Here is a 26,535-nt window from a genome sequence, read left to right on the forward strand (position 1 = left end):
TCACGGCGTGTACACCGTCGGCCTCGGTGCCGTAGCCATCCCGTTGCCGAGGAAGAAGCTCGGGTGCGGGGGCTGGTTGTAGGCCGTATTTTGCCAGGCCAGGCCCGTGCGGTACATCGTGTCGTGGAGCAGGGTGGTGATCTTCGTCGTCGTCTCGTACGGGGTCGAGTAGATCCGCAGGGCCGTGTTGGCCGACGTCGGCCAGACGACCTCCTCGCGCCAGTCGCCCAGGATGTCGCCGGACAGGGACGGGGTCGCCTTGGTGCTGTTGTTGGAGTGGACCGACGCCCCGGTCAGGAGGCGGGTGTCCGACGAGGTGCCGTACTTGTCGATGTGGGTGCCGTCGAGGAGTTCGCGGACCGTGTCGCCGTCCCACCAGGACAGGAAGTTCACCGAGGACGGTTCGCGGCCCTTCGTGGCGCCCGCCTCGTCGCGGATCGAGGTGTCGGAGGCCGACCAGACCTCCGCACCGTCGCTGCCGGCCCAGATGTCGCCGGCGACACCCCGCCCGTTGTCGCAGCACGCGGCCAGTTTCCAGTTCACCGTGCCGTTCGCCGGGTTGATGTACAGCTCCGCCGGCTGGGAGGTCGACTCCGAGACCTTGAAGTACTCGAGACCCGCGTGGGAGGGGTCGAGATCGCCGAGGTGCTGGGCGTCGCCGTGGCCCGTCTTCGTGGTCCACAGCCCGTTGCCGTTGTCGTCGACCGCCATCGCCCCGTAGACGATCTCGTCCTTGCCGTCGTTGTCGACGTCCCCGACGGACAGACTGTGCGAGCCCTGACCGTCGTAGCCCTTGCCGCTGTTGGTCGAGGAGTTGGTGTCGAAGGTCCAGCGGCGGGTGAAGGTGCCGCCTCGCCAGTCCCAGGCCGCGATCACCGTACGGGTGTAGTAGCCGCGGGCCATGATCAGCGACGGGCGGGCGCCGTCCAGGTACGCCGTCCCCGCGAGGAAACGGTCGACGCGGTTGCCGTACGAGTCGCCCCACGACGACACCGTGCCGCGTGCCGGGACGTAGTCGACGCTCTGCATCGCCCTGCCGGTCTGGCCGTTGAACATCGTCAGGTACTCGGGGCCGGACAGGACGTAGCCGCTGGAGTTGCGGTGGTCGGCCGACGCGCTGCCGATCACCGCGCCCGTGCCGTCGACCGTGCCGTCCGCCGTCTTCATGGCGACCTCGGCCTTGCCGTCGCCGTCGTAGTCGTACGCCTGGAACTGCGTGTAGTGGGCGCCGGAACGGATGTTGCGGCCCAGGTCGATCCGCCACAGCCGGGTGCCGTCCAGCTTGACGCCGTCGAGGATCGTGTTGCCGGTGTAGCCGGACTGGGAGTTGTCCTTGGCGTTGGTCGGCTGCCACTTGAGGACGAAGTCCAGTGCCCCGTCGCCGTCGAGGTCGGCCACGGACGCGTCGTTGGCCTCATAGGTGTAGGCGACGCCGTCGGGGGTCGTGCCGCCGGCCGGCGGGCTGATGGGAACGTCCTTGTAGCCGCCGCGGAGTTGGACCGCGTGGACCGAGTCCGCCTGCTCGACACCGCCGACGACCGCCCGGACGGTGTAGTCGGCCTCGGCGGGCGCGCCGGAGTGGAAGTAGTTCGTGGAGCCGGTGACCGGGGTCGAGTTGACCTTCGTGCCGGCGCGGTAGACGTTGAAGGACACGTCGTTCGGGTCGGTGCCGAGCCAGCGCCAGCTGACCAGGTTGCCGCTGCTGGTGTGCACGCTGACGACTCCCCGGTCGAGTTTCTCGACCTGGCGGGCGGTGGCGGCCTCGGCCGTACCGGGCGACAGCGCGGTCAGACCGGCGGCCACGAGGGCCACGGCGGCGGTCGTCGCCGAGAGGAGGACTCGGCGTCTGCGGTGCGGGTGCGGGTGCTGCACGGGGTGAACCTCCGAAGCGGTGGGGACGGACGGGTTCCGCTCCTCAGTCGCCGCACGGGGAGGCCGAGTTGCCGTATCTTTCGGCCAGTTCGGCGATCGTCCGGGCCATCCGTTCGCGCAGCTCGGAGGGTTCCAGCACCTCGATGTCCGTGCCGAGGCGCAGGAATGCGCCATGGGCGTGCTCGACGGACTCGACGGGGACCCGGGCGAGGGTCCAACCATCGGCATCCGTACGGACCTTGGCCGCCCTCGGCAGCCGCACGCCCGGTGCCAGCCGCACGAGTGCCTCACCCCGGTACAGCCGGTCGTGGAAGTCCCGCTGGTACGCCGTCCACCAGGCAGCCAGGTCGAAGCCCTCGGGGCGGGCGAACTCCTCTTGCGAGGAGGCCAGTTCGAGGATCTGGTCCACGCGGAAGGTGCGCGGTCCCGGTCCCGCGACGACGTACCAGCGTCCCGCCTTCGACACCAGTCCGTACGGCTCCAACCGCCGCTCCACATCGGTCGGTTCGGCCCAGCGGCGGTACCGGACATGGAGCACCCGGCTGCTCCACACCGCGTCCGCCACCGCCGGGAGGAACGGCGCCTGTTCGGCCTCCGCGTACCACCCGGGCGCATCGAGATGGAAACGCCCGCTGATCCGGTCCGCGTGGGCCCGCAGTTCCGCCGGCAGTGCGGCCCGCACCTTGAGCTGGGCGGCGGCGAGGACGGAGCCCAGGCCCAGCTCGGCGGCGGGACCGGGCGCTCCGGCGAGGAAGAGGGCCTCGGCCTCCTCGGGGGTGAGGCCGGTCAGCCGGGTGCGGTAGCCGTCGAGGAGGCGGTAGCCACCGGCGTGGCCCGCGTCGCCGTACAGCGGGACGCCCGCCGCGCTCAGCGCCTCGACGTCCCGGTAGACCGTGCGCACGGACACCTCCAGCTCCTCGGCGAGCTGGGCGGCGGTCATCCGGCCCCGGGTCTGGAGCAGGAGGAGGATCGAGACGAGTCGACTGGACTTCACTGCCACAGGGTGTCAGTGAAGTGGGCCTAGCGTCCTGCGCATGGCCTTCACCGAGAAGCTGCTGACCGTGCGACCACCGATCGAGGTCGCCGGGCGGCACATCAAGCGCTACCACGTCACCGCCGACCCGGCCGGCATCGCGCCCGACGTCGAGAAGGCGGCGTACGAGATCCTCCCGGAGCTGCTGCCGGAGCCGGACGGCACCCCGCCCGCGGCCTTCGCCGTCCTGCACCGGGGCGCGGACACCGGCGCCTACCTCAACGTCTACAGCTGGGTGTGGGACAACGTGCTGCACTTCCGGGGTGCCGCCGCCGGACAGCCGGCGCTCCGGTGCCCGGACGCCGACCCCACGCACTTCGTCACGCCGGACCTGCCCTGGATCGGGTGCGTCTTCGAACTCCCGCCGATCCTGCACGAACGGGACGCCTGGGTACGCCACCTGCTCGCACCCGAAGTCCCTGACCTGGCCGCCTACTTGGCCGATTCCCTGCCCGAAGGAACCACGGGAGACCGCGCATGAGCAGTCCGCACGACTTCGACTTCTTCCACGGCGACTGGAAGGTGGTGAACCGCCGCCGCACCGACTTCCTCGACCCGGACAGCGGGTGGGAGGAGTTCCCCGCGACCAGCCGCTGCCGGCCGCTGTTCGACGGGGCCGCGAACGTCGACGAGATCGACATGCCGCACCTCGGAGCGAAGGGCGCCACCCTGCGGCTCTTCGACCGCGAGACCGAGCAGTGGTCGCTGAACTGGGCCGCGAGCCGCAGCGGGAAGCTGTACCCGCCGGTGACCGGGCGGTTCGAGGGCGGCCGCGGCGAGTTCTACGGTGACGACACCCACGACGGGAAGGACGTGCGGGTGCGGTTCGTATGGGCGGACGTCTCAGCGGCCGGAGCCCGCTGGGAGCAGGCGTTCTCCGTCGACGGCGGGGAGACCTGGGTGACCAACTGGACCATGGACTTCAGCCGGCCTTCCGGAACGCCCGGACGCTGAACACCGGGTCGGGGCGCGGGAGTTCCTGGTCGGGCAGCGCCTCCAGGCGGGCGGCGAACCGTTCCGTGAGCGGGTCGCCGGGCGGCAGCCGGGTGAACCAGCCGCGCCGCAGGTCGGCGGCGGTACGCCGGGGGCTGCGACCCTGACCCCGGCCCGGGAAACGGGCCTGCCCGGCCGGGTGCAGAAGGTGGGCGGCGGCGTACGACTCGACGAGCGGCGCCGCGTCCGGGGCCGGGCGGCGCGGGCGCGGGGCGAGGACGGTGTCGATGTCGCTGCCCACGTCGTGTGCGGCGGCCTTGTCGACGGTGGTCACGTACACCCCGCCGGGTCTCAGGACCCGGGCGCACTCGGCGACCACGGCACGGACGTCCTCCGGCCGGTCGAGGAGGTGCAGCAGCCACACGCTGGTGACGGCGTCGAACACCCCGTCCGGGAACGGCAGCGCACGGCCGTCGGCGAGCACGACCGCGCCGGGCAGTCGTACGGCGCCCATGCGGGCCATGCCGTACGTCAGGTCGGCGCCCCACACCCGGGTCGCGGGCCGGGCGGCGGCGAGCCTGCGGGTGACGATCCCGGTGCCGCAGGCCACGTCGAGGAGCCGCCGGGTCTGCGCGGGGATCAGACCGAGGACGGCGTCAGCGGCCGCGGCGGCCCGGGGCTCGCCGCCGCGGGTGACGTCGTAGGCGCCGGCCTCCTTGTCGTAGTCGAGCACGGGCTCACTGGGCTCCGTGGCCCTGGGCGAGCGCCTCCACCCGCTGTGCCAGCTCGAAGTCCTTCGCGGTGACGGCGCCGCCCGCGCTGTGCGTGTGCACGGACAGGGCGACCGTGTTGTAGCCCAGGGTGAGGTCGGAGTGGTGGTCGAGCTCCTCCTGGACCTGGGCGATGTGGACGACCATCGCGGTCGCGGCGAAGTGGGTGCCGAGGCGGTACGAGCGGGTGAGGCGGCCGTCGTCGACGGACCAGCCCGGCAGTTCCGCGAGCCGGTCCTCGATCTCCTTCTGCGACAGGGGTTCGACGGGCATGACCTCGCTCCTTCCTGAGGGTCCGGGTGTCTTCAGCGTCCCACAGCCGTGCCTCCGCGGCCCTGCCGAGGGGCGCCGCACGGCGTCTACGAGGCAGTGCGCGCAGTCGGCGGACAGCCCCTCCCGCCACGCCGCTGCCCTCACCCTCGTCCACGGCCCGCCCGTGCGTCCGCTCCTCGGCTACGGTCGTACATATGACCATCGTCCCCTCCACCACAGCCGCCCGCCCCGACCAGGGCGTCGGTCCGCTTCTGCGCGCCTGGCGGGAGCAACGGCGGGTCAGTCAGCTGGAGTTGGCGCTGCGGGCGGACTCCAGTGCCCGGCACATCAGCTTCATCGAGACGGGACGCTCCCGCCCGAGCGAGGAGATGGTGCTGCGGCTCGCCGAGCACCTGGACGTGCCGGTACGGGAGCGCAATGCGCTGCTCCTCGCGGCGGGATATGCCCCGCGCTTCCCGGAGACCCCGCTGGACGATCCGGCCCTGGACGCCCTGCGCGAGGGGATCGAGCGGCTGATCCAGGGGTATGAGCCCTACCCCGCTCTGGTGTTCGATGCCGCGTACCACGTCGTGGCGGCGAACCGGGGCATCATGATGCTCCTCGACGGCATCCCGGAGTCCCTGCTCCGGCCCCCGCTCAACACCATGCGGCTCACCCTGCACCCCGAGGGTCTCGCCCCGCGCATCCGCAACCTGCGGGAGTGGCGCGGCCACCTGCTGGAACAGATGCGGCGGCAGATCGCCCTGCGCCGCTCCGAGTCGCTGCGGAAGCTGTACGAGGAGGTGTCGGCGTACCCGGTGCCGGTCCCCGAGACCGACGACAGCCCCGAACAGCCGGATCCCGTCCCGTACTTCGCGCTGCCGATGCGGATCGAGCACGAGGGCCGCACGCTGTCGTTCATCTCGTCCACGTCCACCTTCAACACGCCCATGGACGTGACGGTCGCCGAGCTGGCCATCGAGACGTTCCTCCCGGCCGACCCGTCGACGGTCAAGTACCTCCACTCACTGCTGCCCTGACGGGGCGCGGGGACGGGCCCCGGACCGGAGTGCGCCGGCCCGGAACCCGTGACCATCACGATCCCGGCCGCCCGGCTCCCGGTCGATTACGCGGGAGGTAATGAAGGAAGCGGTCGTGACCGGTGAGCCCGGCACGGGGACATGGCACACTGCACGCAAGCTTCGACGCGTAGGGGAGGCGTGGCGTGAGTGAGCGGCGACCTGCGCCGACCGTGGGCCAGGTGGTGCTCGGCAGACGGCTTCAGGAACTGCGGGAGGCGGCCGGCCTCAAGCGCGAGGAGGCCGCGCAGGTACTGCGGGTGGCCCCCGCGACCGTGCGGCGCATAGAAATGGCCGAGGTCGCCCTGAAGATCCCGTATGTCCAGGTGCTTCTGGAGACGTACGGCGTCTCCGGGGAACAGGTCGACGCCTTCGTCCAGCTGGCCGAGGAGGCGAACAAACCGGGCTGGTGGCAGCGGTTCCACGATGTGCTGCCCGAGTGGTTCAGCCTGTACGTGAGCCTGGAGGGCGCGGCCGGGATCATCCGGTCCTACGAGCCGCACTTCGTGCCCGGACTGCTGCAGACCGAGGACTACGCGCGCGCCGTCATGGAGGCCGGGACCATCGGGCAGGCGGGTTCCGAGGCGCTGGAGCGGCATGTGTCGCTGCGCATGGCCCGGCAGAAGCTTCTGGAGCGGCCGAACCCGCCCCACCTGTGGGTGATCATGGACGAGACGGTGCTGCGCCGCCCGGTGAGCATCCGCTCCGAGGTGATGCGCGAGCAGCTGGACAAGCTCCTGGAGTTCGCGGAGCGCGACCGGGTCACGCTCCAGGTGTGCGAGTTCGAGGAGGGCCCGCACCCGGGGACGTACGCGCCCTTCTCGCTGTTCCGCTTCTCCGAGCCGGAGCTGCCCGACTTGGTCTTCACCGAGTACCTGACCGGTGCGCTGTACCTCGACTCCCGCCAGGAGGTCGCCACGCATCTGGAGGTCCTGGACCACATGTCGGCGCGAGCCGCGTCGGCCGAGCGCACGAAGAAGCTGCTGCGGGAGCGCCGCGAGGACTTCTGAGGGGAGAGGACACCGCATGACCGGATCCGACGCACCCGGAATCGACACGAGCCGCCCGCACCCGGCGCGGGTGTACGACTGGTGGCTGGGTGGCAAGGACAACTACCCGGTGGACGAGGCACTGGCCCGCAAGATCCTCGAGGTGGACCCCACCGTGGTGCGCGGGGCGCGTGCCAACCGCCGCTTCATGCACCGGGCGGTGCGGACGGCCGCGGAGGCCGGTGTCCGCCAGATCCTCGACATCGGCACCGGCATCCCCACCGAGCCCAATCTGCACCAGGTGGCGCAGGAGATCGCCCCCGAGTCGAAGGTCGTGTACGCGGACAACGACCCGATCGTCCTGAGGCACGCGCAGGCCCTGCTGCACAGCACCCCCGAGGGCGCCACGACCTATGTGCACGCGGACGTCCGCGACCCGGACGCCATCCTGCGGCCGGCCGCCGAGACCCTGGACTTCTCGGAGCCGGTCGCGCTGTCCCTGGTGGCGCTCACCCACTACCTCAACGACGACGCGTACGGGCTGCTCAAGCGGTACGTCGCCGAGCTCGCCCCGGGCAGTTTCGTGATCCTCTCGCAGGTCACGCCCGATCTGAGCCCCCAGGCCGTCGAAAGGGCCGCCGAGCAGTTCCGCCGCAGCGGCACCCCCTTCTTCCCCCGCTCGCTCGCCGAGTTCTCCCGCTTCTTCGACGGCCTTGAGCTGCTCGGCCCCGGGGTGATCCCGGTGTCGGGCTGGCGTCCGGGTCCAAAGGACGTGGCGGCCCAGGCGGAGGGCATCGTGCCGGTGTACGCGGGGGTCGCGCGCAAGGTCTGACCCGTACGGGTGCCGTGAACGGGTGCGCTCCCGCGCCCCGCCCTAGGTTCGAAGCAGCCGCGGGCAAGCCGGGGGAGCGCACGTGACCGACACCCGGACATCGCCGCGACCGCGATACGAGACACGGACGACGCTGAGGAGACCTGATGCCCTCGGACGCTGTGCTGTACCAGGCGGCGGCGCTCTGCCTGACGTATCCCGGCGACGACTTCCGCGCGCGGCTGCCGCTGCTGCGTGAGGCGGCCCCGCAACTGCGGGAGTTCGTCGACCACGCGGCGGTGACGCCCGCGCAGGACCTGGCGGCGCACTATGTCCAGGTCTTCGACTTCGGGAACCGGCACAGTCTGTATCTGAGCTCGTGGCAGGACGGGGACACACGGCGCGGTATGTCGTTGGTGCGCTTCCAGGACGTCTACCGGGCCGCCGGGCTGGAGTTCACCGGTGAGGAACTGCCGGACTTCCTGCCCTCGGTGCTGGAGTTCGCGGCCCGCACCGGGGACCTCGGCCTGCTCACCGAGCACCGCGACGCTCTGGAGCAACTCCGTTCCCGGCTCACCGGCTTCGGCACGCCGTACGCGACGGTCCTCGACGCCGTGTGCGCCACGCTGCCGATCGCGGGGACGCACCTCTGACGGAATGTCAGGCAGCCCCGCCCTTCTGGTCCTTCTCGTCGTCCACGATCTCCGCGTCCACCACACCCTCCTCCTCCTGGTGCGGTGCGGACGGTTCGTCCTGCGGCGGCTGTTGGGCCTGGGCGTACATCGCCTGGCCCATCTTCTGGCTGACGGAGGCGAGGTTCTCGACGCCGCCCCGGAGGGTGGTGGTGTCGGCGTTCTCCTCCAGCAGCCGCTTCAGTTCCGCGACCGCCGACTCGACCTCCGTCTTCGTGTCGGCGGGGACCTTGTCGCCGTTCTCCCGGACGAACTTCTCGGTCTGGTACACGAGTTGCTCGGCCTGGTTGCGGGTCTCGGCGGCCTCGCGGCGATTGCGGTCCTCCTCGGCGTACTGCTCGGCCTCGCGCATCATGCGGTCGATGTCGTCCTTGGGCAGCGCCGATCCGCCGGTGACCGTCATCTTCTGTTCCCGCCCCGTCGCGAGGTCCTTGGCCGAGACGTGCATGATCCCGTTCGCGTCGATGTCGAACGCGACCTCGATCTGGGGGACGCCTCGCGAGGCGGGCGGCAGGCCGGTCAGGTCGAAGACGCCGAGTTTCTTGTTGTACGCGGCGATCTCGCGTTCGCCCTGGTAGACCTGGATGCCGACCGAGGGCTGGTTGTCGGTCGCGGTGGTGAAGATCTCCGAACGGCGGGTGGGGATCGTGGTGTTGCGCTCGATGAGCTTCGTCATGATGCCGCCCTTGGTCTCGATCCCCAGGGACAGCGGGGTGACGTCGAGGAGGAGCACGTCCTTGACGTCGCCGCGGATGACGCCCGCCTGGAGCGCCGCGCCGACCGCCACGACCTCGTCCGGGTTGACGCCCTTGTGCGGGTCCTTGCCCGTGAGCTCCCTGACCAGGTCCGTGACCGCGGGCATCCGTGTGGAGCCGCCGACGAGGATCACGTGGTCGATCGCGGCGAGCTTGATGCCGGCGTCCTTGACCGCCTGGTGGAACGGGGTCTTGCAGCGGTCGAGCAGATCGGCGGTGAGCTCCTGGAACTGGGCGCGGGTCAGCTTCTCGTCGAGGTGGAGGGGTCCCTCGGCGGAGGCGGTGATGTAGGGCAGGTTGATCGTGGTCTCGGAGGACGACGACAGCTCGATCTTCGCCTTCTCGGCCCCCTCGCGCAGCCGCTGCAGCGCCATCTTGTCCTTGCCGAGGTCGACGCCGTACTGCCCCTGGAACTTCTTCACGAGGTGCTCGACGACCCGCTGGTCCCAGTCGTCGCCGCCCAGGTGTGTGTCGCCGTTGGTGGCCTTGACCTCGATGACCCCGTCGCCGATCTCCAGCAGGGACACGTCGAAGGTGCCGCCGCCCAGGTCGAAGACCAGGACCGTCTGCTCCTCGCCCCGGTCCAGGCCGTACGCCAGCGCGGCCGCCGTGGGTTCGTTGATGATCCTCAGGACTTTCAGCCCCGCGATCTCCCCGGCCTCCTTGGTGGCCTGCCGCTGGGAGTCGTCGAAGTAGGCGGGCACCGTGATCACGGCGTCGGTGACGTCCTCGCCGAGATAGGACTCGGCGTCCCGCTTCAGCTTCTGCAGCACCCGCGCCGACAGCTCCTGCGCCCGGTACCGGGTGCCGTCGACGGAGCCCTGGTCCGGGAAGCGCCAGCTCCCGTCGCCCATGTGCCGTTTCACGGAGCGCGCGGTGCGCTCGACATTGGTGACGGCCTGCCGCTTGGCGACCTCGCCCACCAGCACCTCGCCGTTCTTGGCGAAGGCCACGACCGACGGTGTGGTCCTGGCCCCCTCCGCGTTGGCGACGACCGTGGGTTCACCGCCCTCCAGCACGGCGACCACCGAGTTCGTGGTCCCGAGATCGATCCCTACCGCTCGTGCCATCGCTGTCCCCTTCCGCCAGGGATGTCCACCAGGGAGCCGTCCCGCACTCCAGCACAAAACTTGAGTGCGCTCTTGTCAATGGCGCGGGTGGCCCTGCTCAGTGGGACGAGTACCCCGGCGGACGCTCCTTGTGCGGCTCCCCGCGCAGCGCGACGGCCCTTCTCGGCCGGTCGGTGATCAGGACGTCGACGCGTGGATGGCCGAGAAACGCCCGCATCAGGGTGTCGTCGTTGACCGTCCAGACCATGGTGAACAGGTCGTGCCGGGCCGCCTGGCGGAGCACGCTGGCGCGGGCCAGCCGCTGGTGCACGGCCACCCCGCTCGCGCCGCAGGCGCGCACCCGGCGCATCGGCAGCAGCTCGCTGAGCCGGGTGCCGGCCAGCCGGGTCCGGGCGATCTCCTTGCGGTCGCGCCCCAGCGACAGCGCGGTACGCACACGCGGGAAGGCTCGCGCGATGGCCGCGACGGAACGGTCCTCCAGAGTCGTGGCGACGAAGCCGTCCACGCCGAGCAGGGCGACCGCCCGGTCGATCAGCTCGCGCTCGTAGCCGCTCTCCTTCAGGTCCAGATGCCCGACCAGCTTCCCCGCGATCAGGGACATCACCTCGTCGACGACCGGCACCCGACGACCGGACCGTTCGCTGAGCTCGGCGTGGGTGATCTCGCTGAGCAGTGGGCCGGTGTGTCCCACCCGGGGGTCGTGGTGGACGACGAAGACTCCGTCCGCCGTACGCCGGATGTCGAACTCGACGTACTCCGCCCCGGACCGGATCGCGTCCTCGTAGGCCTCCCAGGTCGCGGCGCCGGCACGCTCGGATCCGCCCCGGTGGGCGGAGACGGCGGGACGTCGTGGCATACGGCTCTCAGCTTCCGGACGGTGGACGGGACGGCGACCGCGGTGCGGGCACCGGGGCGGCCGTCGGGGTCGCCAGCAGCGCGCCGGAGCGCCTGCTGACCCGTCTGAGCAGGAGGTATCCGATCACGGCGAGGGCGATGAAGGGAAGCCAGGCCAGCAGGTACGCCGGGAGGTAGTGGGCGTCGAAGATGGACCGCCGATTGTCCACGTTGGAGGCGTTGGCCCCGAAGAACGCCAGCAGCAGCGTCGGCGGCAGAGCGATGCCGGTGGCCACCGCGACGAGCGCCGACACCGTACGGTCCCTGCGGTCGTCGCGCTCGGCGAGCTGGGCCTGCAGCGCGGCCGAGCGGGCGCTGATCACCGAGGTCAGGCGCTCGACCATCCTGGCGGAGTTGTCCAGACTGTCGGGGATGCCGAGGGCGTCGCGCAGCGAGGACTGGAAGGCCTCCATGACCATCTCGGGGATCAGCAGGCTGTCGACGTACGCCTCGACGCCGAAGGCCAGGTCCAGCTGGAGTTCGTTCACCCCGTCGGAGAGCCGGGAGATCAGCCTGCGGATCTCGTACGGCGACTCGGCCGCGGCCTGTTCGTTGGCGCGCATGGTCTCGAAGGCGGCCAGCCGGGTGCGCTGGAGGACGGCGAGGGCGGAGACCATGCCGACGGCGACCAGGATCAGGCCGTTCTCCACGTGCTCGGCCCAGCCGGCGTGGACGGAGACCCCGCGGCCGTGTGCGGAGAGCGTGCGGCCGTTCTTGTGGAGGTGGGGCGGTTCGGACGTGGACAGCCGGCCGCGGTACACGATCTCGTTCAGCAGGGTGGGCAGGCGGGTCTCTTCGGGGCCCAGCAGGTCGTTCTCCAAGTCACCACCGGGAAAGACCAGTTGGTGGACGTTCTGGCCGAAGGCGAGCGGCTCCCGCGGGGCGAGCCGGCCGCCTAGCGCGTCGAGCAGGGCTGTGGTGCCGAGCGTGATCCGGTCCCGGTCGAAGCAGGTGTCGGCGAGCCACGCCGCGAGGGCGGCAGGAGGCGTCTGTCCGGCGAATCCGCAGTCCAGGGCCAGGGTGATGTCCCCGCGCGGGGTGGCGAGGACGGCGATCTCGACGGACGCGAGGTCGAGTCCGTGGTCGCCGTGCGGCAGCCGCAGCTCCTCGGGTGCCACGTCCTCGACGAGCACCGGCACGGGCAGCACCGCCTCGCTGGACTTCAGGTGCAGGGCGAAGCGGCCGAAGTCGAATCTGTCGACGAGACTGCCCAGCGAGGGCCGCCCCGGGTCCAGGCGGCCGGTGAGGCTGAACAGCACGACGACACGGGTGAGTTCACGGGTGCCTGAGTCGAGTGCCGCCGTACCGCCGGCCGTTCCCACCGTCATTGTGTTCCCTCCCGCGCCACCGAACCGATCCCCGAACCGCGCCACGCGCAGACCGCCCCGGACGAGCGGCCTGCGCGAGGTGGTGCCTTCGGGTTCAGGCGAGTTTCGCGTCCAGTGTGATCGGGACGGACTTCAGGGCCTGGCTGACCGGGCAGTTGGCCTTGGCGTCGTCCGCGGCGGCGGCGAAGCCCTCCTCGTCCAGGCCCGGCACGGTGCCCTCGACGGTGAGGTGGATGCCCGTGATGCCCTCGCCCGGCTGGAAGGTGACGTCGGCCGAGGTGACGAGCTTGGTGGGCGGGGTGCCCGCGCCGTTCAGGGCGTGCGACAGCGCCATCGAGAAGCAGCTGGAGTGCGCGGCGGCGATCAGCTCTTCGGGGCTGGTCTTGCCGTTGGCGTCCTGGGAGCGCGAGGCCCACGTGACCGGCTGTGCCTCGATGGCACCGGAGGAGTCGAAGTTGACGACACCGCTCCCCTCGAGGAGGTTGCCTTCCCAGACGGTGTGTGCGGAGCGCGTGGTAGCCACGGTCAGTCCTTTCGTGTGGTCCCGCTGACGGGGGTGTACGGGAACCATCCGATCACACTACGGCTCAGCTCACGCGGAAGACCGGCCCCCTTGCGGTGAACGGCAGCATGGCCCCCTGCGGGATCAGGTAGGCGTGCTCGCGCCGGACGCGGAGCACATCGCACCAGCCGTCGGTGATCACCAGCACGGGCGCGCTCGCGGGGAAGTCGTCGGCGCGGTGCAGCAGGTCGATGCCGGGCTGCAGGACGGTGCCGCCGCGGCCGTGCACCCGGACCCGCTCGGCGATCTCGGTGACGGGCAGATAGCCGGCGTCGTGCGGGGCCGCGTCGCAGAACACGACGCGGGCGGCCGGTACGTCCCGGGCCTCGGCGTACGAGGCGATCGCGCCGAGTGCCTTGCCGAGCAGGGTGCGGTCCATCGAGCCGGAGGTGTCCAGGACCACGCCGAAGGTGCAGCGGGCGATCTCCTCGGGCGGGAAGTACCGGCCGGCGCGCGGGATGTCGGGGGTGGACGACTGACGGCGCGAGGGACGGGCGTAGGACCGCACGGGCTGCGGGCTGGGCACGAACTCGTCGAACCAGCGGGCGAGTTGCGCGTCCCAGGGCAGCGGTGGATGGCTGAGCGCGCGGATCTCCTCGACCAGGCCGCCGGGCAGGAACCCGCGCTCCTGCCGCTGGTGCAGGTCGAGGCCCTGGGCGAGGCCACGGCGGTAGAACTCGTCGAGGTCGACGTAGTCGCGGGGCGAGCCGAGCGGGCCGCCGAGGATGTCGCCTGCGCCCTTGCCGCGGAGGGTGGCCAGTCGGCGCATGCGGCGCAGATCGCCGGCGATGCGGTCGTAGACCTCCTCTGAGGAGAGGCCGGCGAGCTCGGGGTCGTACAGCAGGCCCTCGGGCATGGTGCCGACGCGCATCTCGTGGAGCCAGCCGTTGATGACGTAGTCGCAGGCGATGTTGAAGAGGTAGGGGTCGCGGGTGCCGCAGCGGTCGCCGTGGCGCAGGGCGGCGTGCAGCATCTCGTGGGCGAGGATGAACCGCCATTCCTCGTCGTCGAAGCGGCGCAGCGGGTTGATGTAGATCTCCGCGGCCTCGGCGTTGACGGCGGCGATGGCGATGCCGTGGGCGCGGGCGAGTTCGGCGTCGGCGACCAGCTTGATGCCGGCCGCGATGCCGCCGAGCAGCGGGTAGGAGGAGATGAACCAGCTCAGGGCCTGCTGCCAGGGGCGCAGCGTGGGCGCCTCACCGTCGAGGGAGTCGCGGCGGCCGCCCGCCATGTCCATCGCCGCGGACACGGTCCGGGTCAGGGCGGTGGCGAACGCCAGCTGCCAGTCGGGCGGCTGGGACCAGCCCACCCACCTGAGCAGCAGCTGGTCGGGCTCGGCGCCCGCCGTACCGCAGTGTTCGTAGACGGCGGGGATGCCGTCGCGCCGCCAGCGGGCGGCGAGTTGCTCCTCGTCGCCGTCGGGGTAGGAGGCGGGCAGGTGCTCGGGGGCCCTGCCGACGGGGAAGCCGAGCAGGAAGCGGTTGACGACGAGACAGCGGGCGGCGAGGTCGAAGCGGTCGGGCTGGGTGCGTTCGCCCTTCACCGCCGGTACGTGCCCGAAGCCGAGGTGCAGGACGGCGTGGGCGAGCGCCCAGGCCCAGGCGGTGGGCTCGGCGAACCGGTCGGGGTGGGCGTGGAGATCGCCGTCGGAGTCGACGACCACGAGACCGTCCCGGGGCGCGAACCGGCACTCCTCCCGGCGGCAGACGTCGAACTCGACGGCAGCGAGGGCGGGGTTGGCCCGCATCAGCTTCATTCCCTCGGCGAACGCCTCGCCCGCCAGGTCCCGCTTCTTCTTCTTTTCGGGGCTTCGGCTCACCGCCGCGCCTCCACCAGCCGGGGCATGTCACGGGCCGCCTCGACGAGAAACCAGGAGGGCAGTACGGGGTTGCCGTCGTCGCCTGCGGCGATGACGGTCTGGGCGACCTCGACGGAGATCTCGGCGAGCTGGACGAGCAGCGACTTGGCGCGGTACGCGGTCTGGCGGCCGGCCGCCGACATGTGCTCCTTGCTGACCGGGAGTTCCTTGATCAGGCGGCCGCGGAAGGACTCCGCGAGGTAGTAGAGCAGGTCGCGGTCCTCCAGGCGGTTCGGCCAGCGTGCGTCGCCCTTGATGATCGCCTCGATGCCGAACTGGCTGCGCACGATCTTGACGTAGCCGCAGAACGCGGTCGCGTGCCTGGGCGTCAGCGTGCCGTGCGCGAGGACCTTCAGGGTCTCCTCGTCGAGGTCCCGGCCGAAGGAGTGCAGCGCGTCGGAGAGCATGTGCCAGGAGCGGGGCGTGGAGAAGGGCTCCTCGGTCTTCGGCGGCTTGGACCACAGGTGGTCGGGCCGGTCGGTGAGGTGGTCGAGGATCCAGGGGTGGATGCCGTTTTCGGCGGCCCAGACCAGCCAGTCCTTCGCGGACGCCTCCAGGTGGACATGGGTGAGACGGTTGACGAGAGCGGAGGCGATGGGCCGGGCGAGGGCGTTGTCGGTGGCCCGGTTTCCGGCACCGATGACGATGGAGCCCTTGGGGAGTTCGTAGTCGCCGATACGGCGGTCCAGGATCAGCGAGTAGAACGCCTTCTGCACATCCGGCGTGGCCGCGTTCAGCTCGTCCAGGAACAGACAGTACGGCTCGTCGCGCGCGAGGGATTCCGGCGGACAGAACACCGACCGGCCGTCCCGGATCTGGGGCACCCCGATGAGGTCCTCGGGAGCGAGCTGCGTACCGATCAGGCTCACGCACTCCAGCCCCAGCGAGGCGGCGAACTCCCTGACGAGGGACGACTTGCCGATGCCGGGGGCACCCCAGACGAAGACGGGCCGCACGGTGGCTAGGCCGAGGAGAAGCTCGGGGATACGGGAGGGCGACACGGTCACGGCAGCCTGCAAAGCAGTGGCTCCAGGGGGTGTTGGAGAAAGGGCAACTCGAACAGTGTCCGCGCGGGGCCGAAGAGACGCAGCCGATTTTTCTCAGGCCGACGGGACCCACCAGGGGCGCGGGGCTGTATCGATATGCGGCTCCGCCGCGTGGCCGCGACCAGCCCCCACCGGCTCGCAGCCGAACGACTACGCGGCCTTCTCCTCGGCCTTCCGCAACGGCACCTGAGGACCCCCGGCCTCGTCGAGCCACGCCCGCAGCACGTCATGCACCCGCTCCGCCCCGGCAAGCCCCTCGGGCGGCGCCGACAAGGCAAGCGGCGACAACAGGAACGGCTTGGCCTGGGCCCCGCCAAGACCACCGTGCGACCCGATCTGCTCCTCGAAGGCGAGCACTTCCCCCTCCGCCGGGTCGTACCAGGAGTTGACCATGATGTCGGCGGTGTGCGGAAAGCAGTGCGTACGCCGTACCGCCTCGACCGCGCCAGGCCCGAAGTCGGCCAGCGGTCCCGGATTCTCGTCCAGTTGCTCCAGCGGGATCTCCGTGCCGAACGGCCCCAGCACCACCCCACCGTGCTCCTCGCTGCGCACCAGGAGGAAGCCGACACCAGGATGGTTGGCGAGAGTGGTCAGCAGAGCCGGGTGTCTCGCGTCCATCTCCTCCTTGCTCATCCGGTGATGCACGTCCGGGAAGGAGACAAGCCCGAGGTTGCCGGAGGCCAGCACGATCGGCTCGGAGCCGCGCGCGGGCCGGTACTGCTCACGCCCCTCCTTGCCCGGCCGGCGCAGCGCGGCACGGACGGCGGCGCGCGCCTCGGCCCCACTGTGGGTGCGCTCGGCCTTGCGCGACACGGGCAGCCCGCAGCCGGCCCGGACCAGGTCGCCGAGGGTGAGCCCGTAGCGGGTGCGGAAGGTCTCGCCGGGGCTCTGGCCGTGGTCGGAGAGGACGACGATGCGGTACGGGCGCGGGGCGTGCTCGGCGACGTTCTCGATCAGCGCGAGCGAGCGGTCCAGGCGCTGAAGGACCTTCGCGGCGTCACGGCTCGTCGGGCCGGAGTGGTGGGCGACCTCGTCGTAGGCGACGAGGTCGGCGTAGACGGCGGTTCGCCCGGCGAGCATGTCCCCCATGACGGCGGCGACCACGACATCGCGTTCCACGACGGTCGCGAAGGCGCGGACGAGCGGGTACAGGCCCCCGCGGCCCACCCGGGGACGGTCCTTGCGTATCCGGGTGCGGGTCGACTGGCCGATCTCGCGGCCGACCTCGGCGAGGAACGACATGGCGGTGCGGACGGCGTTGGCGGGGTCGGAGAAGTAGGCGAAGTAGCCGGCCCGGGAGCGGGTCTCGCGGCTGCGGCGGCGGGTGGCGATGGACAGGACGAGGGCCTGTTCCTCCGCGCCGCCGGAGAAGAGGTTGCCTCGGCTCGCGCCGTCGACGGCGAGCAGTCCGCCGTGTCCCGCCTGGGCCACCGCCCGGTGCTGGAGTTCGACGGCGCTGGTCGGGCGGTTGCAGACCATCACCTCGCCGCGGTCCTTCTCGTACCAGCGGAAGGCGGGGACGTCGTGGTTGCTGCCGTGCAGGATGCCCAGCTGGCTGGCACCGGTCTGGCTGGACCAGTCGGTGCGCCAGGAGGTGAGCCGGTGGGTGGGGCGTGTGCCGCGGCCGGAGTGGTCGCCGTGGCCCAGCCACCGGGCGATCGTCGGCATCAGCCCGTTGCGGACCGCGGCCAGCAGGACGTCGTGGCCCACTCCGTCGAGCTGCAGGAAGACCGTGCCGGGGGTGGCAGGACCCACGGGGCCGCCTCTGCGGCGGCGGTCGGCGAGACGGTACAGGCGGCGCCGGTAGGCGTCGTCGTCGCGCACCGCGAGGGCACCGCCGGTGGCGGAGGCGACCGCGGACATCACGGCGGCCACCACGACCGCGGTCTCCGGGGCGGCGTCGCCGCGTTCGGCGGGGTTCAGGCGCAGGGCGAGCAGCAGCAGCGCCCCGTTGAGGAAGAAGACCAGGAGCCCGAGCACCAGAGTTGGCACGAGCAGGAACAGCCGTACGAGAAGGGGCCATACGACGGCCGACAGCACACCGAAGGCACCGGCGCCGAACGCCGCCGTGACCGCGATCCGGGTCGCGCTGTCACCGGTCGGGGACTGGAGCCGGAAGTCCGGCAGGATGCCCGCCAGCACCAGCATCGTCAGGGTGGAGACGACCCATACCGTGACGCTCCGCCCGACCTGACTGGCCACCCGCCGCCAACGCCCTGCACGCACGCCCCGTACACCTCACGTCCCGGCCCGTCGTCGGTGCGGGCGCTGGGACCAGCGTGTCATACGGGTGGCTAACGGCCGTCGTATCCCGCCGTCGGCATCGACAGCCTGCGGTGCACGCTGGCCTTCATCTGGGCGTCGTAGAGGGGCTCCGCGAAGCCCACCGTCTCGACCCGTACCCCGCGGCGGGCGCACTCGGCGGTGAACTCGTCCACGGAGGACAGGGCGCTCTCCAGGACTCTGCGGCTCGGGGCCACGAAGAGGTCCCGCCCCGCCCGCACCCCGTCCCACAGCACGCAGTGGTCGGCCCTGAGGCCCCGCACCAGCAGCTCCCGCCGCACGGTGTACCCCCGCTCCGCGGCCCAGCGCGCACACATGGCGTGCTGGCTGCGGGAGTCCACCAGGAAGGGGTCGGCGTCCAGCTCCTCCAGCGGCGTCAGACTCGCGATCGCCGTGACATGAACCGCTCCCATGGTGTCCCCCTCACCTCCGGGTTTCGCCGCCGACCCTACTCCAGCCCGTAGGCTTCGGGGAGTCGCGCGAAGGAGGCAAAGAGGTGCCGGTGGAGATCACCTGGTGGGGCCACGCCACCTGCACGGTGACGGATTCGGACGTACGCGTGCTCACCGACCCTCTGTTCGCCCGCCGTCTCGCCCATCTGCGCCGGCGCCGCGGTGCGGTACCGCCGCCCGGCGCCCGGCGTGCGGACGTGGCCCTCGTCTCCCATCTGCACGCCGATCACCTGCACGTTCCCTCGCTGGCACGGCTGGAGCCGGGCACACGCCTGCTCGTGCCCCGGGGCGCACCACGCCAGGTGCCGGGGCTGCGCCGGCTCACCCACCTCCGGGTGGACGAGGTGGCGCCAGGCGACGAGCGCCGCGTCGGCGACCTCCTGATACGCGTGGTCCCCGCCTGGCACGACGGACGCCGGCTGCCGGTCGGGCCGCACCGCTCCCCCGCGCTCGGTTACGTGGTCGAGGGCTCGGCGCGGACGTACTTCGCCGGGGACACCGGGCTGTTCGACGACATGGCCAAGGAGGTCGGGCCGGTCGACGTGGCGTTGCTGCCGGTCGGCGGGTGGGGGCCGTATCTCGGGGAGGGGCACCTCGACGCCGGGCGCGCGGCCCAGGCCCTGGCCCGGCTGGCGCCGCGCAGTGCGGTGCCGGTGCACTACGGGACGTACTGGCCGATCGGGATGGACGCGGTGCGGCCGCATGAGTTCCATGCGCCGGGTGCGGAGTTCGTGCGACTGGCGGCGGAGTTCGCGCCGGGCGTGGACGTGCACCGGCTGGAGCACGGGGAGAGCGTGCGGCTGGAGGTTGCGCGGTGACGTGGCTCGCGGCCGCCACCACGGGGGCGACACCTGGGGCTGCCGGACAGGCGATCGGGTATCCGACCCTGTTCCTGCTGGTGTTTCTGGGGGCGTTGATACCGGTGGTGCCCACGGGGGCGCTGGTGAGTTCGGCCGCCGTCGTGGCGTTTCACCAGACGGCGCCTCTCGCTCTGCTGTTCGTGTTCGTCACGGCGTCCACCGCCGCGTTTCTCGGGGACATCGCCCTGTACTGGCTGGGGCGGCGGGGGATGAAGTCGAAGAACGGGTCGCGGTGGCTGGAGGCGCTTCGGTCCCGGGCGCCGGAGGAGCGGCTCTCCCAGGCGCAGGGGAAGCTGGCCGACCACGGGGTGGCCGTCCTCGTCCTTTCCCGGCTGGTGCCGGCGGGGCGGATTCCGGTGATGCTGGCCTGTCTCATGGCCGAGTGGCCCTTGCGGCGGTTCGTCCGGGGGAATCTGCCGGCTTGTCTGGCCTGGGCCGTGACGTATCAGCTGATCGGGATTCTGGGTGGGTCGCTGTTCCCGGAGCCCTGGCAGGGTGTGGTGGCGGCGGTCGCGCTGACCGTGGCGATCAGCGCGGCGCCGACGGTGTGGAAGCGGGTCCGTTCCTAGGGCGCTCCTAGGGGCGCTCCAGCACCCGTGAGCCTCCGATCGGCAGGTCCCACAGGTCCTCGCGTGCCAGGCCCGCCTTCTCCCACGCCTGTCTGACCCTGGTCAGCGGTTCGAGCACCGGTTCCGCCGACAGCACGAACGTCGCCCAGTGCATGGGGGCCATGCGGCGGGCGCCCAGGTCCTGGGCCGCTCGCACCGCCTCCTCCGGGTCGCAGTGCACGTCGCTGAGCCACCACCGGGGGTCGTAGGCGCCGATGGGCAGGAGGGCGAGGTCGATGCCGGGATAGCGGTGGCCGATACGGGAGAACCAGTGGCCGTAGCCCGTGTCGCCGGCGAAGTAGACGCGCTGCCCGTCCTGCGCGGTGAGCACCCAACCGCCCCAGAGGGTGCGACAGGTGTCCGTGAGGGAGCGCTTGGACCAGTGGTGGGCGGGGACGAAGTCGAAGCGGACGCCGTTCAGTTCGGCCGCTTCCCACCAGTCCAGCTCGGTCACCGCGGTGAAGCGGCGGCGGTGGAACCAGCGGGCCAGGCCGGCCGGGACGAAGACCGGGGTGTCGCGCGGGAGCCGGCGCAGGGTCGGGGCATCCAGGTGGTCGTAGTGGTTGTGGCTGATGACGACCGCGTCGATGCGCGGCAGGGCGTCCCAGTCGACGCCGACCGGGGTGATGCGGGCCGGGGTGCCGAGGATGCGACGGGACCAGACCGGGTCGGTGAGGACGGTCAGGCCGCCGATCCGCACCACCCAACTGGCGTGCCCCGCCCAGGAGACGGCGACCGTGCGGGCGTCGACGGCGGGGATCGGGGCGGGCGCGTAGGGCAGTTTCGGGATGTCGGCGAGGCCCTCGGGTCCGGGGCGTACGGCGCCCTCGCGGGCGAAGCGGGCCATGGCCTTCAGGCCGGGCAGCGGGGCGGTGAGACGGTCGTGGAAGGACCGCGGCCACACTCTCCGCTCCCCCAGCGGGCGGGGTTCGGCGAGCGGCGGGGACGGGGGCGCGAAGGAGGGGGCCGAGGGCTGGTCGGCCACTCGGGTGCTGGTGGTCGACTCGGACTGCTGCGTCATCGAGGAGGCTCCCATCGCTGAGCGTCGTCGCGGAGGTCGTCGAAGACCGACTCCAGGGTGAGCAACGCGCGTTGCACGTGTGGCAGGTCCAACGGCGTGGATGACGTGAGGCATTCCGCGCGTTCCTCGTCGGAACCGCCGAGCAGGGGGCCGGTGGACAGCCGTACGCGCAGCGCGCCGAGGTCGTCGCCGAAGCGGTGGCCGCCGGGTGCGGGCATGCCGAGCCGGGCGGTGAGGAAGTCCTCCAGGTCCTGGGCGTCTCCGACACCGTGCGCGGTGAGCGCGGGGCGCAGGGGGCCGAGGTCGACGTAGAGGTGGCGGCCGGCCCGCGGGGGCCGGGAGAGCGCGCCCGCGCCGACGACGACGGCGTGCACGGCGTCGGCCACACGCGCGTGGAGGCGTCCTACGGCGGCGCGGTGGGCGGTGACCGGTTCGGGCTCGGTGAGGGCGTGGGCGGCGGCCGCGGCGACGGGGACGGCGATGCGGGCGCCGAGGGCGGTCAGGACGTCCAGCACGCGCGCGTGGAGGCCGTCGCCGTTCGCCGGGAAGCGGGCGAAGGCGGCCGGCCAGCCGGTCGGGAGCAGGCTGCCGGCCAGGTCGGTGACGACGGTGACCCGGTCGGGCAGCATCTCGGCGGGGCTGAGCCAGACCGTCTCGCGCGGGGCGTGCACGGTGTCCCGCCAGGTCTCGTCACTGACCAGGTGCAGGCCCTCGCCCGCGGCGGCCTCGACGGTCTCGTGCAGCACCTCGGGCGGGGCGACGGTGGCGGTGGGGTCGTCGGCGACGGACAGCACCAGCAGCCGGGGGTCACCGCCCTCGGCACGCACGCGGCGCACGGTCTCCAGAAGGGCGTAGGGATCCGGGACACCGCCGCACTCGGCCGGTGTCGCCACGTGGAAGACGGGTCTGCCCAACAGGCGTGCGTACGGCGCCCACCAGGCGGCGCAGGGGCGCGGCACCAGGACGTCGCCGCCGAGCGCGGCGGTCAGGGCGACCAGGAGGGAGGGGGCGCCGGGGGCGGCGGCCACGTGGTCGGGTTCGGCGGGCAGACCGCGGCGGGCCGCGTAGTCGCAGGCGGCCTCCAGGAGTGGGGTGCCGCCGCCGACCGGTTCGGCACGGGGGCGGGCCGCCGCGGCGGCGAGGACGGCGGCGAGTTCGGGCAGTACGGGCAGCCCGTCGTCGGGCAGTGGAGGGCCGTAGCGGACGGGGCCGTGGCCCTCCGGGTCGGTCCGCATCGGTCACCTCCGTAAGGCGCTGTCCGGTGGCTCGTCCGGTCCGCCGTCTCGTGTTCTCGCGCCTGGCGCGCTCCTCGCGCTCCGAGTACCCACGGTGCCGCCCGGCCATGGGCGCCCCCGCGGGTTGCACCCGTCACACGGACCTGACGTCTCGTCTCAGGTGTCCGCAGCGGGGGACTTGCGGCGCAGCCGGTAGACGGCGCCCGCGGCGGCGCCGGCGATGAGTAGGGCGCCGGCGGCCAGAGCGGGTACGGAGTCGGTGAAGCTGCCGCCCTGTCCGGCGTGGACCGGGCTCTGGATGACCGCGGGGTCGCAGCTCTCGGTGCGCGGTTCGGTGCGGGGCTCGGTCTGCGGCTCGGTGCGCGGCTCGGTTTGCGGCTTGGTGCATGGGCGGTGGCTGCTGCCGGTGGCGGGGCCGCGGGTGACGGTGAACGTGGCGCTCCAGGCCTGGCCCGGTGCGCGGTCCGCGGTCGGGCAGGTGCCGTCGACGGTCCACGCGGAGTCCGGGCCGACGCCGCCGGCGCCTTCCTGAAGTTCCTGGTCGGCGGAGATGCGCGCGGTGCCGCTGTAGGCGGGGCCGGAGACCTTGTCGTCGTTGCCGGGCACCAGCTGCAGCCGGACGGTCTGCCTCTCGAAGGCCTCCGAGGTGGCGTCGACGGTGGCGGGCGGCGTCCCGGTACCGGGATCGCAGGAGACGGACACGGTGACGCTGCCGCCCGGCTGGACACTGCTCGGGCTGACCTCCGCGGCCGGTTCCGCGAAGGCGCTCGGCGGGGCGACGCCCAGGGTGACCCCGAGCGCGGGGAGGACGACGGACAGGGCCCGGAGACGGGCGGTGCGGCGCATGGGGTGGACTCCTTCGGCCGACGGCTGCGGGGCCCGTCGTCGGGCGTCGGGGTGACGACGACCGGACGGTGACGACGGACCGAGGGCACGACGGTCGCACCCACAGCCATCACAGCCCGGCCCTCCCCGTCCCGCGCGCGGCCGAAGGCCATTGGCGGGACAGGGAGGGCCGAGTGGGTGACGCCGGGGCTCCGGGGCGCCTGGGGGGAGCTCCCTCAGAGCGGTTTCGTCACGCGGCGGCGTCCCGCATGATCTGCTCACGCAGCCGTCCGCAGCAGCGGCTGATCAGGCGGGACACGTGCATCTGGGAGATGCCCAGCTGCTCGGCGATCCGGCTCTGCGTCATGTCGCCGAAGAACCGCATGTAGAGGATGGCGCGCTCCCGCTCGGGCAGCGCGGCCAGCCGGGGCCTGACGGCCTCGCGGTCGACGACCGTGTCCAGTGCGGGGTCGGACGAGCCGAGGGCGTCGGCGAGCGAGTAGCCGTCCTCGCTGCCGGGCAGTTCGGCGTCGAGGGAGAGGGCGGTGAAGCTCTCCAGGGCCTCGAGGCCCACCAGGACGTCCTCCTCGCTCATGTTCGCCTGCTGGGCGATCTCGGCGACGGTGGGCCTGCGGCCCGGGATGGTCTGGGCGAGGTCCTGGGCGGCGAAGCGGACGCGGTTGCGCAGGTCCTGGACCCGGCGCGGCACGTGCAGGGTCCACATGTGGTCGCGGAAGTGCCGCTTGATCTCGCCGGTGATGGTGGGGACGGCGTAGCTCTCGAAGGCGTTGCCGCGCGCGGGGTCGTAGCGGTCGACGGCCTTGACCAGGCCGAGGGCCGCGACCTGGCGCAGGTCATCGAAGCTCTCGCCGCGGCTGCGGAAGCGGCCGGCGAGCCGGTGGGCCATGGGCAGCCATGCCTCGACGATCCGTCCGCGCAGGGTGTCGCGCTCGGGTCCCGGGGGGAGGTCGGCGAGCCTGCGGAAGGAGGAGGCGGTGTCGGGTGCGTCGTCGTGCGGGTGGTGCTTCGCGCTCACTGAAGTGGGCATGTGCGTCGCAACTCCCTAGATAATGCTCTGGGTTGGACGATCGGCGGGGAGCGCGTCCGCGTTCGGACAGGCGCGGCCGTCGCGGCCGGGCGCCGCTCCCCCACACGTGCCTCCGGTCCGAAGCACTGTGACGCGCCTGCCCCCGGCCCCCGGCGGCAAACCCGGGCAGGTTGTCCGGGGCCGCGCAGGGTGACTCGTAAGGCTGCTGCCTGTGCCATCCGATCGGGAGGTCAGCCCATGAGCACCAAGGTGTCCGATCACCTCCTCGAGCGGCTCCGTGAGTGGGGTGTGGACCATGTCTTCGGTTACCCGGGCGACGGCATCAACGGCCTGCTGGCGGCCTGGGGCCGGGCCGACGACCAGCCACGGTTCGTGCAGTCCCGGCACGAGGAGATGTCCGCGTTCGAGGCGGTCGGTTACGCCAAGTTCAGCGGTCGCATCGGAGTGTGCGCGGCGACCTCGGGGCCCGGCGCGATCCACCTGCTCAACGGCCTGTACGACGCCAAGCTGGACCATGTGCCGGTGCTGGCAATCGTCGGCCAGACGCACCGCACCGCGATGGGCGGTTCGTACCAGCAGGAGGTGGACCTGCACACCCTGTTCAAGGACGTCGCCTCTGAGTTCTTGGAGACGGTGACGGTCCCCGAGCAGCTGCCGAACGTCCTGGACCGGGCGATCCGCACCGCGTACGCCCGCCGCTGCCCCACGGCGATCATCATCCCCGGGGACGTGCAGGAGCTCGACCACTCGGCGCCCACCCACGAGTTCAAGATGGTGCCGTCCAGCCTGGACCGCAGCGACTGGACGGCGGTTCCGTCCCAGGAGTCGCTGGAGCGGGCCGCGGAGATCCTCAACTCCGGTGACAAGCCCGCGATCCTGATCGGTCAGGGGGCGGCCGGAGCTCGGGCCGAGGTGGAGCGGATCGCCGAGCTGCTCGGCGCGGGCGTCGCCAAGGCGCTGCTCGGCAAGGACGCGCTGAGCGACGAACTCCCGTACGTCACCGGCTCGATCGGCCTGCTGGGCACGCGACCGTCGTACGAACTCATGCGGGACTGCGACACCCTGCTGACCATCGGCTCGTCGTTCCCCTACACGCAGTTCCTGCCGGACTTCGGCACGGCGCGGGGCGTGCAGATCGACATCGACCCGCACATGGTCGGGATGCGTTATCCGTACGAGGTGAATCTCGTCGGCGACGCGAAGGCGACGCTGCAGCGGCTGATCCCGATGCTGGACGTGGAGCGCGGCGGGCGCGAGTGGTACGACACGGTGTGCGACAACGTCTCACGCTGGCGCGAGGTGATGGAGCGGCGGGCGCAGCAGTCGGCCGACCCGATCAATCCGGAGTACGTGGCCCACGCCCTCGACCCGCTGCTGCCCGACAACGCGATCGTCACCTCGGACTCCGGTTCCACCGCCAACTGGTACGCCCGGCACCTGACCATGCGTCCCGGCATGCGTGCGTCGCTGTCCGGCACGCTGGCGACGATGGGCCCCGGGGTGCCGTACGCGATCGGCGCGAAGTTCGCGCACCCGGACCGGCCGGCGATCGCGCTGGTCGGGGACGGGGCGATGCAGATGAACGAGATGGCCGAGCTGATCACCGCGGCCAAGTACCGGGATCTGTGGGAGGATCCGCGGCTGATCGTCGCCATCTGGAACAACCACGACCTCAACCAGGTCACCTGGGAGATGCGGGCCATGGAGGGCGCCCCGTCCTTCCTGCCCTCGCAGCAGCTCCCGGACGTCCAGTACGCCGCGTTCGCCCGCTCCCTCGGCCTGACCGGGATCCGGGTGGAGAAGCCGGAGGACGTGGAGGCGGCCTGGCGGGCCGGTCTCGAGGCGGACGGGCCCGCGGTCCTGGAGTTCCTCACCGACCCGGCCGTACCACCGATCCCGCCGCACGCGAGCTGGGAGCAGATGGAGGCCACGGCCGCGTCGATCCTCAAGGGTGACGCGGACCGGGCCTCCATGGTGAAGCAGGGCTTCAAGGCGAAGGTGCAGGAGTTCCTGCCGGGGCGGGAGAAGAAGTAGCCACCGGGAGGGCGGCCGGTTCGCGCCGGTCGTCCTCCTGCTCCGACAGCATCAGCTCCTCGTACCGGCCGAGCGCGAGCACGACGCCGAGCATGAGGATCGGTATGAGCGCGGCGAGGACCATCATCGCCCTGTCCTTCCCGGGGGAGGTGCGCGGGGGGGGTCCGAGCCGAGTCTCCCGGCTTCGGTCCGGCAAACCCGGTGTCGGCCTCCGGTGCACGGGTA

25 protein-coding genes are annotated in these 26,535 nt (G+C 71.9%); 9 read left to right on the forward strand and 16 right to left on the reverse strand.

Translation table 11 applies throughout. The features are described from left to right. On the reverse strand, positions 1–1,872 hold the full coding sequence (locus AQJ46_RS35700; protein ID WP_059209509.1) for a rhamnogalacturonan lyase: 1,872 nt from the start codon (positions 1,870–1,872) through the stop codon (positions 1–3). Between the two features lie 43 nt (positions 1,873–1,915). Continuing rightward, a complete protein-coding gene (locus AQJ46_RS35705; protein WP_059209510.1) occupies positions 1,916–2,866 on the reverse strand; it encodes a helix-turn-helix transcriptional regulator in 951 nt (316 codons plus the stop codon). 40 nt (positions 2,867–2,906) lie between these two features. Here AQJ46_RS35705 and AQJ46_RS35710 point away from each other — a divergent pair, with 40 nt between their 5' ends. After that, positions 2,907–3,386, forward strand: a complete 480-nt coding sequence (locus AQJ46_RS35710; protein WP_059209511.1) for a hypothetical protein — start codon at positions 2,907–2,909, stop codon at positions 3,384–3,386. Continuing rightward, the gene (locus AQJ46_RS35715; protein ID WP_059209512.1) at positions 3,383–3,859 is read left to right on the forward strand and encodes a hypothetical protein; all 477 of its coding nucleotides are present in this window, start codon (positions 3,383–3,385) and stop codon (positions 3,857–3,859) included. Before AQJ46_RS35710 ends, AQJ46_RS35715 begins: the two co-directional genes overlap by 4 nt. Here the strand turns inward: AQJ46_RS35715 and AQJ46_RS35720 are convergent. Continuing rightward, positions 3,828–4,571 (reverse strand): class I SAM-dependent methyltransferase, encoded by a 744-nt coding sequence (locus AQJ46_RS35720; RefSeq protein ID WP_059209513.1) that lies wholly within the window; start codon positions 4,569–4,571, stop codon positions 3,828–3,830. The two genes, AQJ46_RS35715 and AQJ46_RS35720, sit on opposite strands and share 32 nt — an antisense overlap. A gap of 4 nt (positions 4,572–4,575) precedes the next feature. Further along, on the reverse strand, positions 4,576–4,881 hold the full coding sequence (locus tag AQJ46_RS35725) for a 4a-hydroxytetrahydrobiopterin dehydratase (RefSeq protein ID WP_057608199.1): 306 nt from the start codon (positions 4,879–4,881) through the stop codon (positions 4,576–4,578). Positions 4,882–5,075: 194 nt separating this feature from the next. Here AQJ46_RS35725 and AQJ46_RS35730 point away from each other — a divergent pair, with 194 nt between their 5' ends. The 4 genes from AQJ46_RS35730 (at position 5,076) to narJ (ending at position 8,392) form a co-directional block, all read left to right on the forward strand. After that, positions 5,076–5,900 carry a helix-turn-helix domain-containing protein gene (locus AQJ46_RS35730; protein WP_059209514.1) on the forward strand — a complete coding sequence of 275 codons (825 nt, stop codon included), beginning with the start codon at positions 5,076–5,078 and terminating at the stop codon, positions 5,898–5,900. 185 nt (positions 5,901–6,085) lie between these two features. Then, positions 6,086–6,949, forward strand: a complete 864-nt coding sequence (locus tag AQJ46_RS35735) for a helix-turn-helix domain-containing protein (protein ID WP_079072552.1) — start codon at positions 6,086–6,088, stop codon at positions 6,947–6,949. Between the two features lie 16 nt (positions 6,950–6,965). Beyond that, the gene (locus AQJ46_RS35740) at positions 6,966–7,760 is read left to right on the forward strand and encodes an SAM-dependent methyltransferase (RefSeq protein ID WP_059209515.1); all 795 of its coding nucleotides are present in this window, start codon (positions 6,966–6,968) and stop codon (positions 7,758–7,760) included. 146 nt (positions 7,761–7,906) lie between these two features. Continuing rightward, positions 7,907–8,392: a nitrate reductase molybdenum cofactor assembly chaperone gene (narJ, locus tag AQJ46_RS35745; RefSeq protein ID WP_059209516.1), complete on the forward strand. Its 486-nt coding sequence runs from the start codon at positions 7,907–7,909 to the stop codon at positions 8,390–8,392. A gap of 7 nt (positions 8,393–8,399) precedes the next feature. On the opposite strand, the gene dnaK is transcribed toward narJ, so the two are convergent. The 8 genes from dnaK to AQJ46_RS35785 form a co-directional block, all read right to left on the reverse strand. Continuing rightward, the gene (gene dnaK / locus AQJ46_RS35750) at positions 8,400–10,256 is read right to left on the reverse strand and encodes a molecular chaperone DnaK (RefSeq protein ID WP_059209517.1); all 1,857 of its coding nucleotides are present in this window, start codon (positions 10,254–10,256) and stop codon (positions 8,400–8,402) included. A gap of 97 nt (positions 10,257–10,353) precedes the next feature. Then, positions 10,354–11,112 carry a glycerophosphodiester phosphodiesterase family protein gene (locus AQJ46_RS35755; protein ID WP_059209518.1) on the reverse strand — a complete coding sequence of 253 codons (759 nt, stop codon included), beginning with the start codon at positions 11,110–11,112 and terminating at the stop codon, positions 10,354–10,356. A 7-nt stretch (positions 11,113–11,119) separates the two neighbouring features. After that, entirely contained in the window at positions 11,120–12,478 is a 1,359-nt protein-coding gene (locus AQJ46_RS35760) for a hypothetical protein (RefSeq protein WP_059209519.1), read from the reverse strand. Between the two features lie 94 nt (positions 12,479–12,572). Further along, positions 12,573–13,001 (reverse strand): OsmC family peroxiredoxin, encoded by a 429-nt coding sequence (locus AQJ46_RS35765; protein WP_059209520.1) that lies wholly within the window; start codon positions 12,999–13,001, stop codon positions 12,573–12,575. A gap of 64 nt (positions 13,002–13,065) precedes the next feature. Next, positions 13,066–14,796, reverse strand: a complete 1,731-nt coding sequence (locus AQJ46_RS35770; RefSeq protein WP_404828495.1) for a vWA domain-containing protein — start codon at positions 14,794–14,796, stop codon at positions 13,066–13,068. A 59-nt stretch (positions 14,797–14,855) separates the two neighbouring features. Continuing rightward, positions 14,856–15,917 carry an ATP-binding protein gene (locus tag AQJ46_RS35775; protein ID WP_059209522.1) on the reverse strand — a complete coding sequence of 354 codons (1,062 nt, stop codon included), beginning with the start codon at positions 15,915–15,917 and terminating at the stop codon, positions 14,856–14,858. Positions 15,918–16,094: 177 nt separating this feature from the next. Beyond that, a complete protein-coding gene (locus tag AQJ46_RS35780; protein WP_107117389.1) occupies positions 16,095–18,170 on the reverse strand; it encodes a phage holin family protein in 2,076 nt (691 codons plus the stop codon). Positions 18,171–18,238: 68 nt separating this feature from the next. Next, positions 18,239–18,640 (reverse strand): hypothetical protein, encoded by a 402-nt coding sequence (locus AQJ46_RS35785; RefSeq protein WP_059209524.1) that lies wholly within the window; start codon positions 18,638–18,640, stop codon positions 18,239–18,241. Positions 18,641–18,723: 83 nt separating this feature from the next. Here AQJ46_RS35785 and AQJ46_RS35790 point away from each other — a divergent pair, with 83 nt between their 5' ends. After that, positions 18,724–19,497 (forward strand): MBL fold metallo-hydrolase, encoded by a 774-nt coding sequence (locus AQJ46_RS35790; RefSeq protein ID WP_059209525.1) that lies wholly within the window; start codon positions 18,724–18,726, stop codon positions 19,495–19,497. Continuing rightward, on the forward strand, positions 19,494–20,108 hold the full coding sequence (locus tag AQJ46_RS35795) for a DedA family protein (RefSeq protein WP_059209526.1): 615 nt from the start codon (positions 19,494–19,496) through the stop codon (positions 20,106–20,108). Before AQJ46_RS35790 ends, AQJ46_RS35795 begins: the two co-directional genes overlap by 4 nt. 7 nt (positions 20,109–20,115) lie before the next feature. Here the strand turns inward: AQJ46_RS35795 and AQJ46_RS35800 are convergent, their stop codons facing one another. The 4 genes from AQJ46_RS35800 to AQJ46_RS35815 form a co-directional block, all read right to left on the reverse strand. Then, complete coding sequence (locus tag AQJ46_RS35800) at positions 20,116–21,168, reverse strand: MBL fold metallo-hydrolase (protein WP_059209527.1); 1,053 nt, start codon at positions 21,166–21,168, stop codon at positions 20,116–20,118. Next, entirely contained in the window at positions 21,165–22,403 is a 1,239-nt protein-coding gene (locus AQJ46_RS35805) for an aminotransferase class I/II-fold pyridoxal phosphate-dependent enzyme (protein ID WP_059209528.1), read from the reverse strand. The genes AQJ46_RS35800 and AQJ46_RS35805 overlap by 4 nt, the downstream gene beginning before the upstream one ends. Positions 22,404–22,559: 156 nt before the next feature. After that, entirely contained in the window at positions 22,560–23,249 is a 690-nt protein-coding gene (locus tag AQJ46_RS35810; protein WP_059209529.1) for a hypothetical protein, read from the reverse strand. 229 nt (positions 23,250–23,478) lie between these two features. Beyond that, on the reverse strand, positions 23,479–24,276 hold the full coding sequence (locus AQJ46_RS35815) for an RNA polymerase sigma factor SigF (RefSeq protein WP_059209530.1): 798 nt from the start codon (positions 24,274–24,276) through the stop codon (positions 23,479–23,481). Between the two features lie 237 nt (positions 24,277–24,513). Between AQJ46_RS35815 and AQJ46_RS35820 the strand changes: the two genes are divergently transcribed. After that, a complete protein-coding gene (locus AQJ46_RS35820) occupies positions 24,514–26,310 on the forward strand; it encodes a thiamine pyrophosphate-requiring protein (RefSeq protein ID WP_059209531.1) in 1,797 nt (598 codons plus the stop codon). Positions 26,311–26,535 lie beyond the last annotated feature (225 nt).

Origin of the sequence: Streptomyces canus (assembly GCF_001514145.1) — a bacterium.
Lineage (GTDB): Bacteria > Actinomycetota > Actinomycetes > Streptomycetales > Streptomycetaceae > Streptomyces > Streptomyces canus.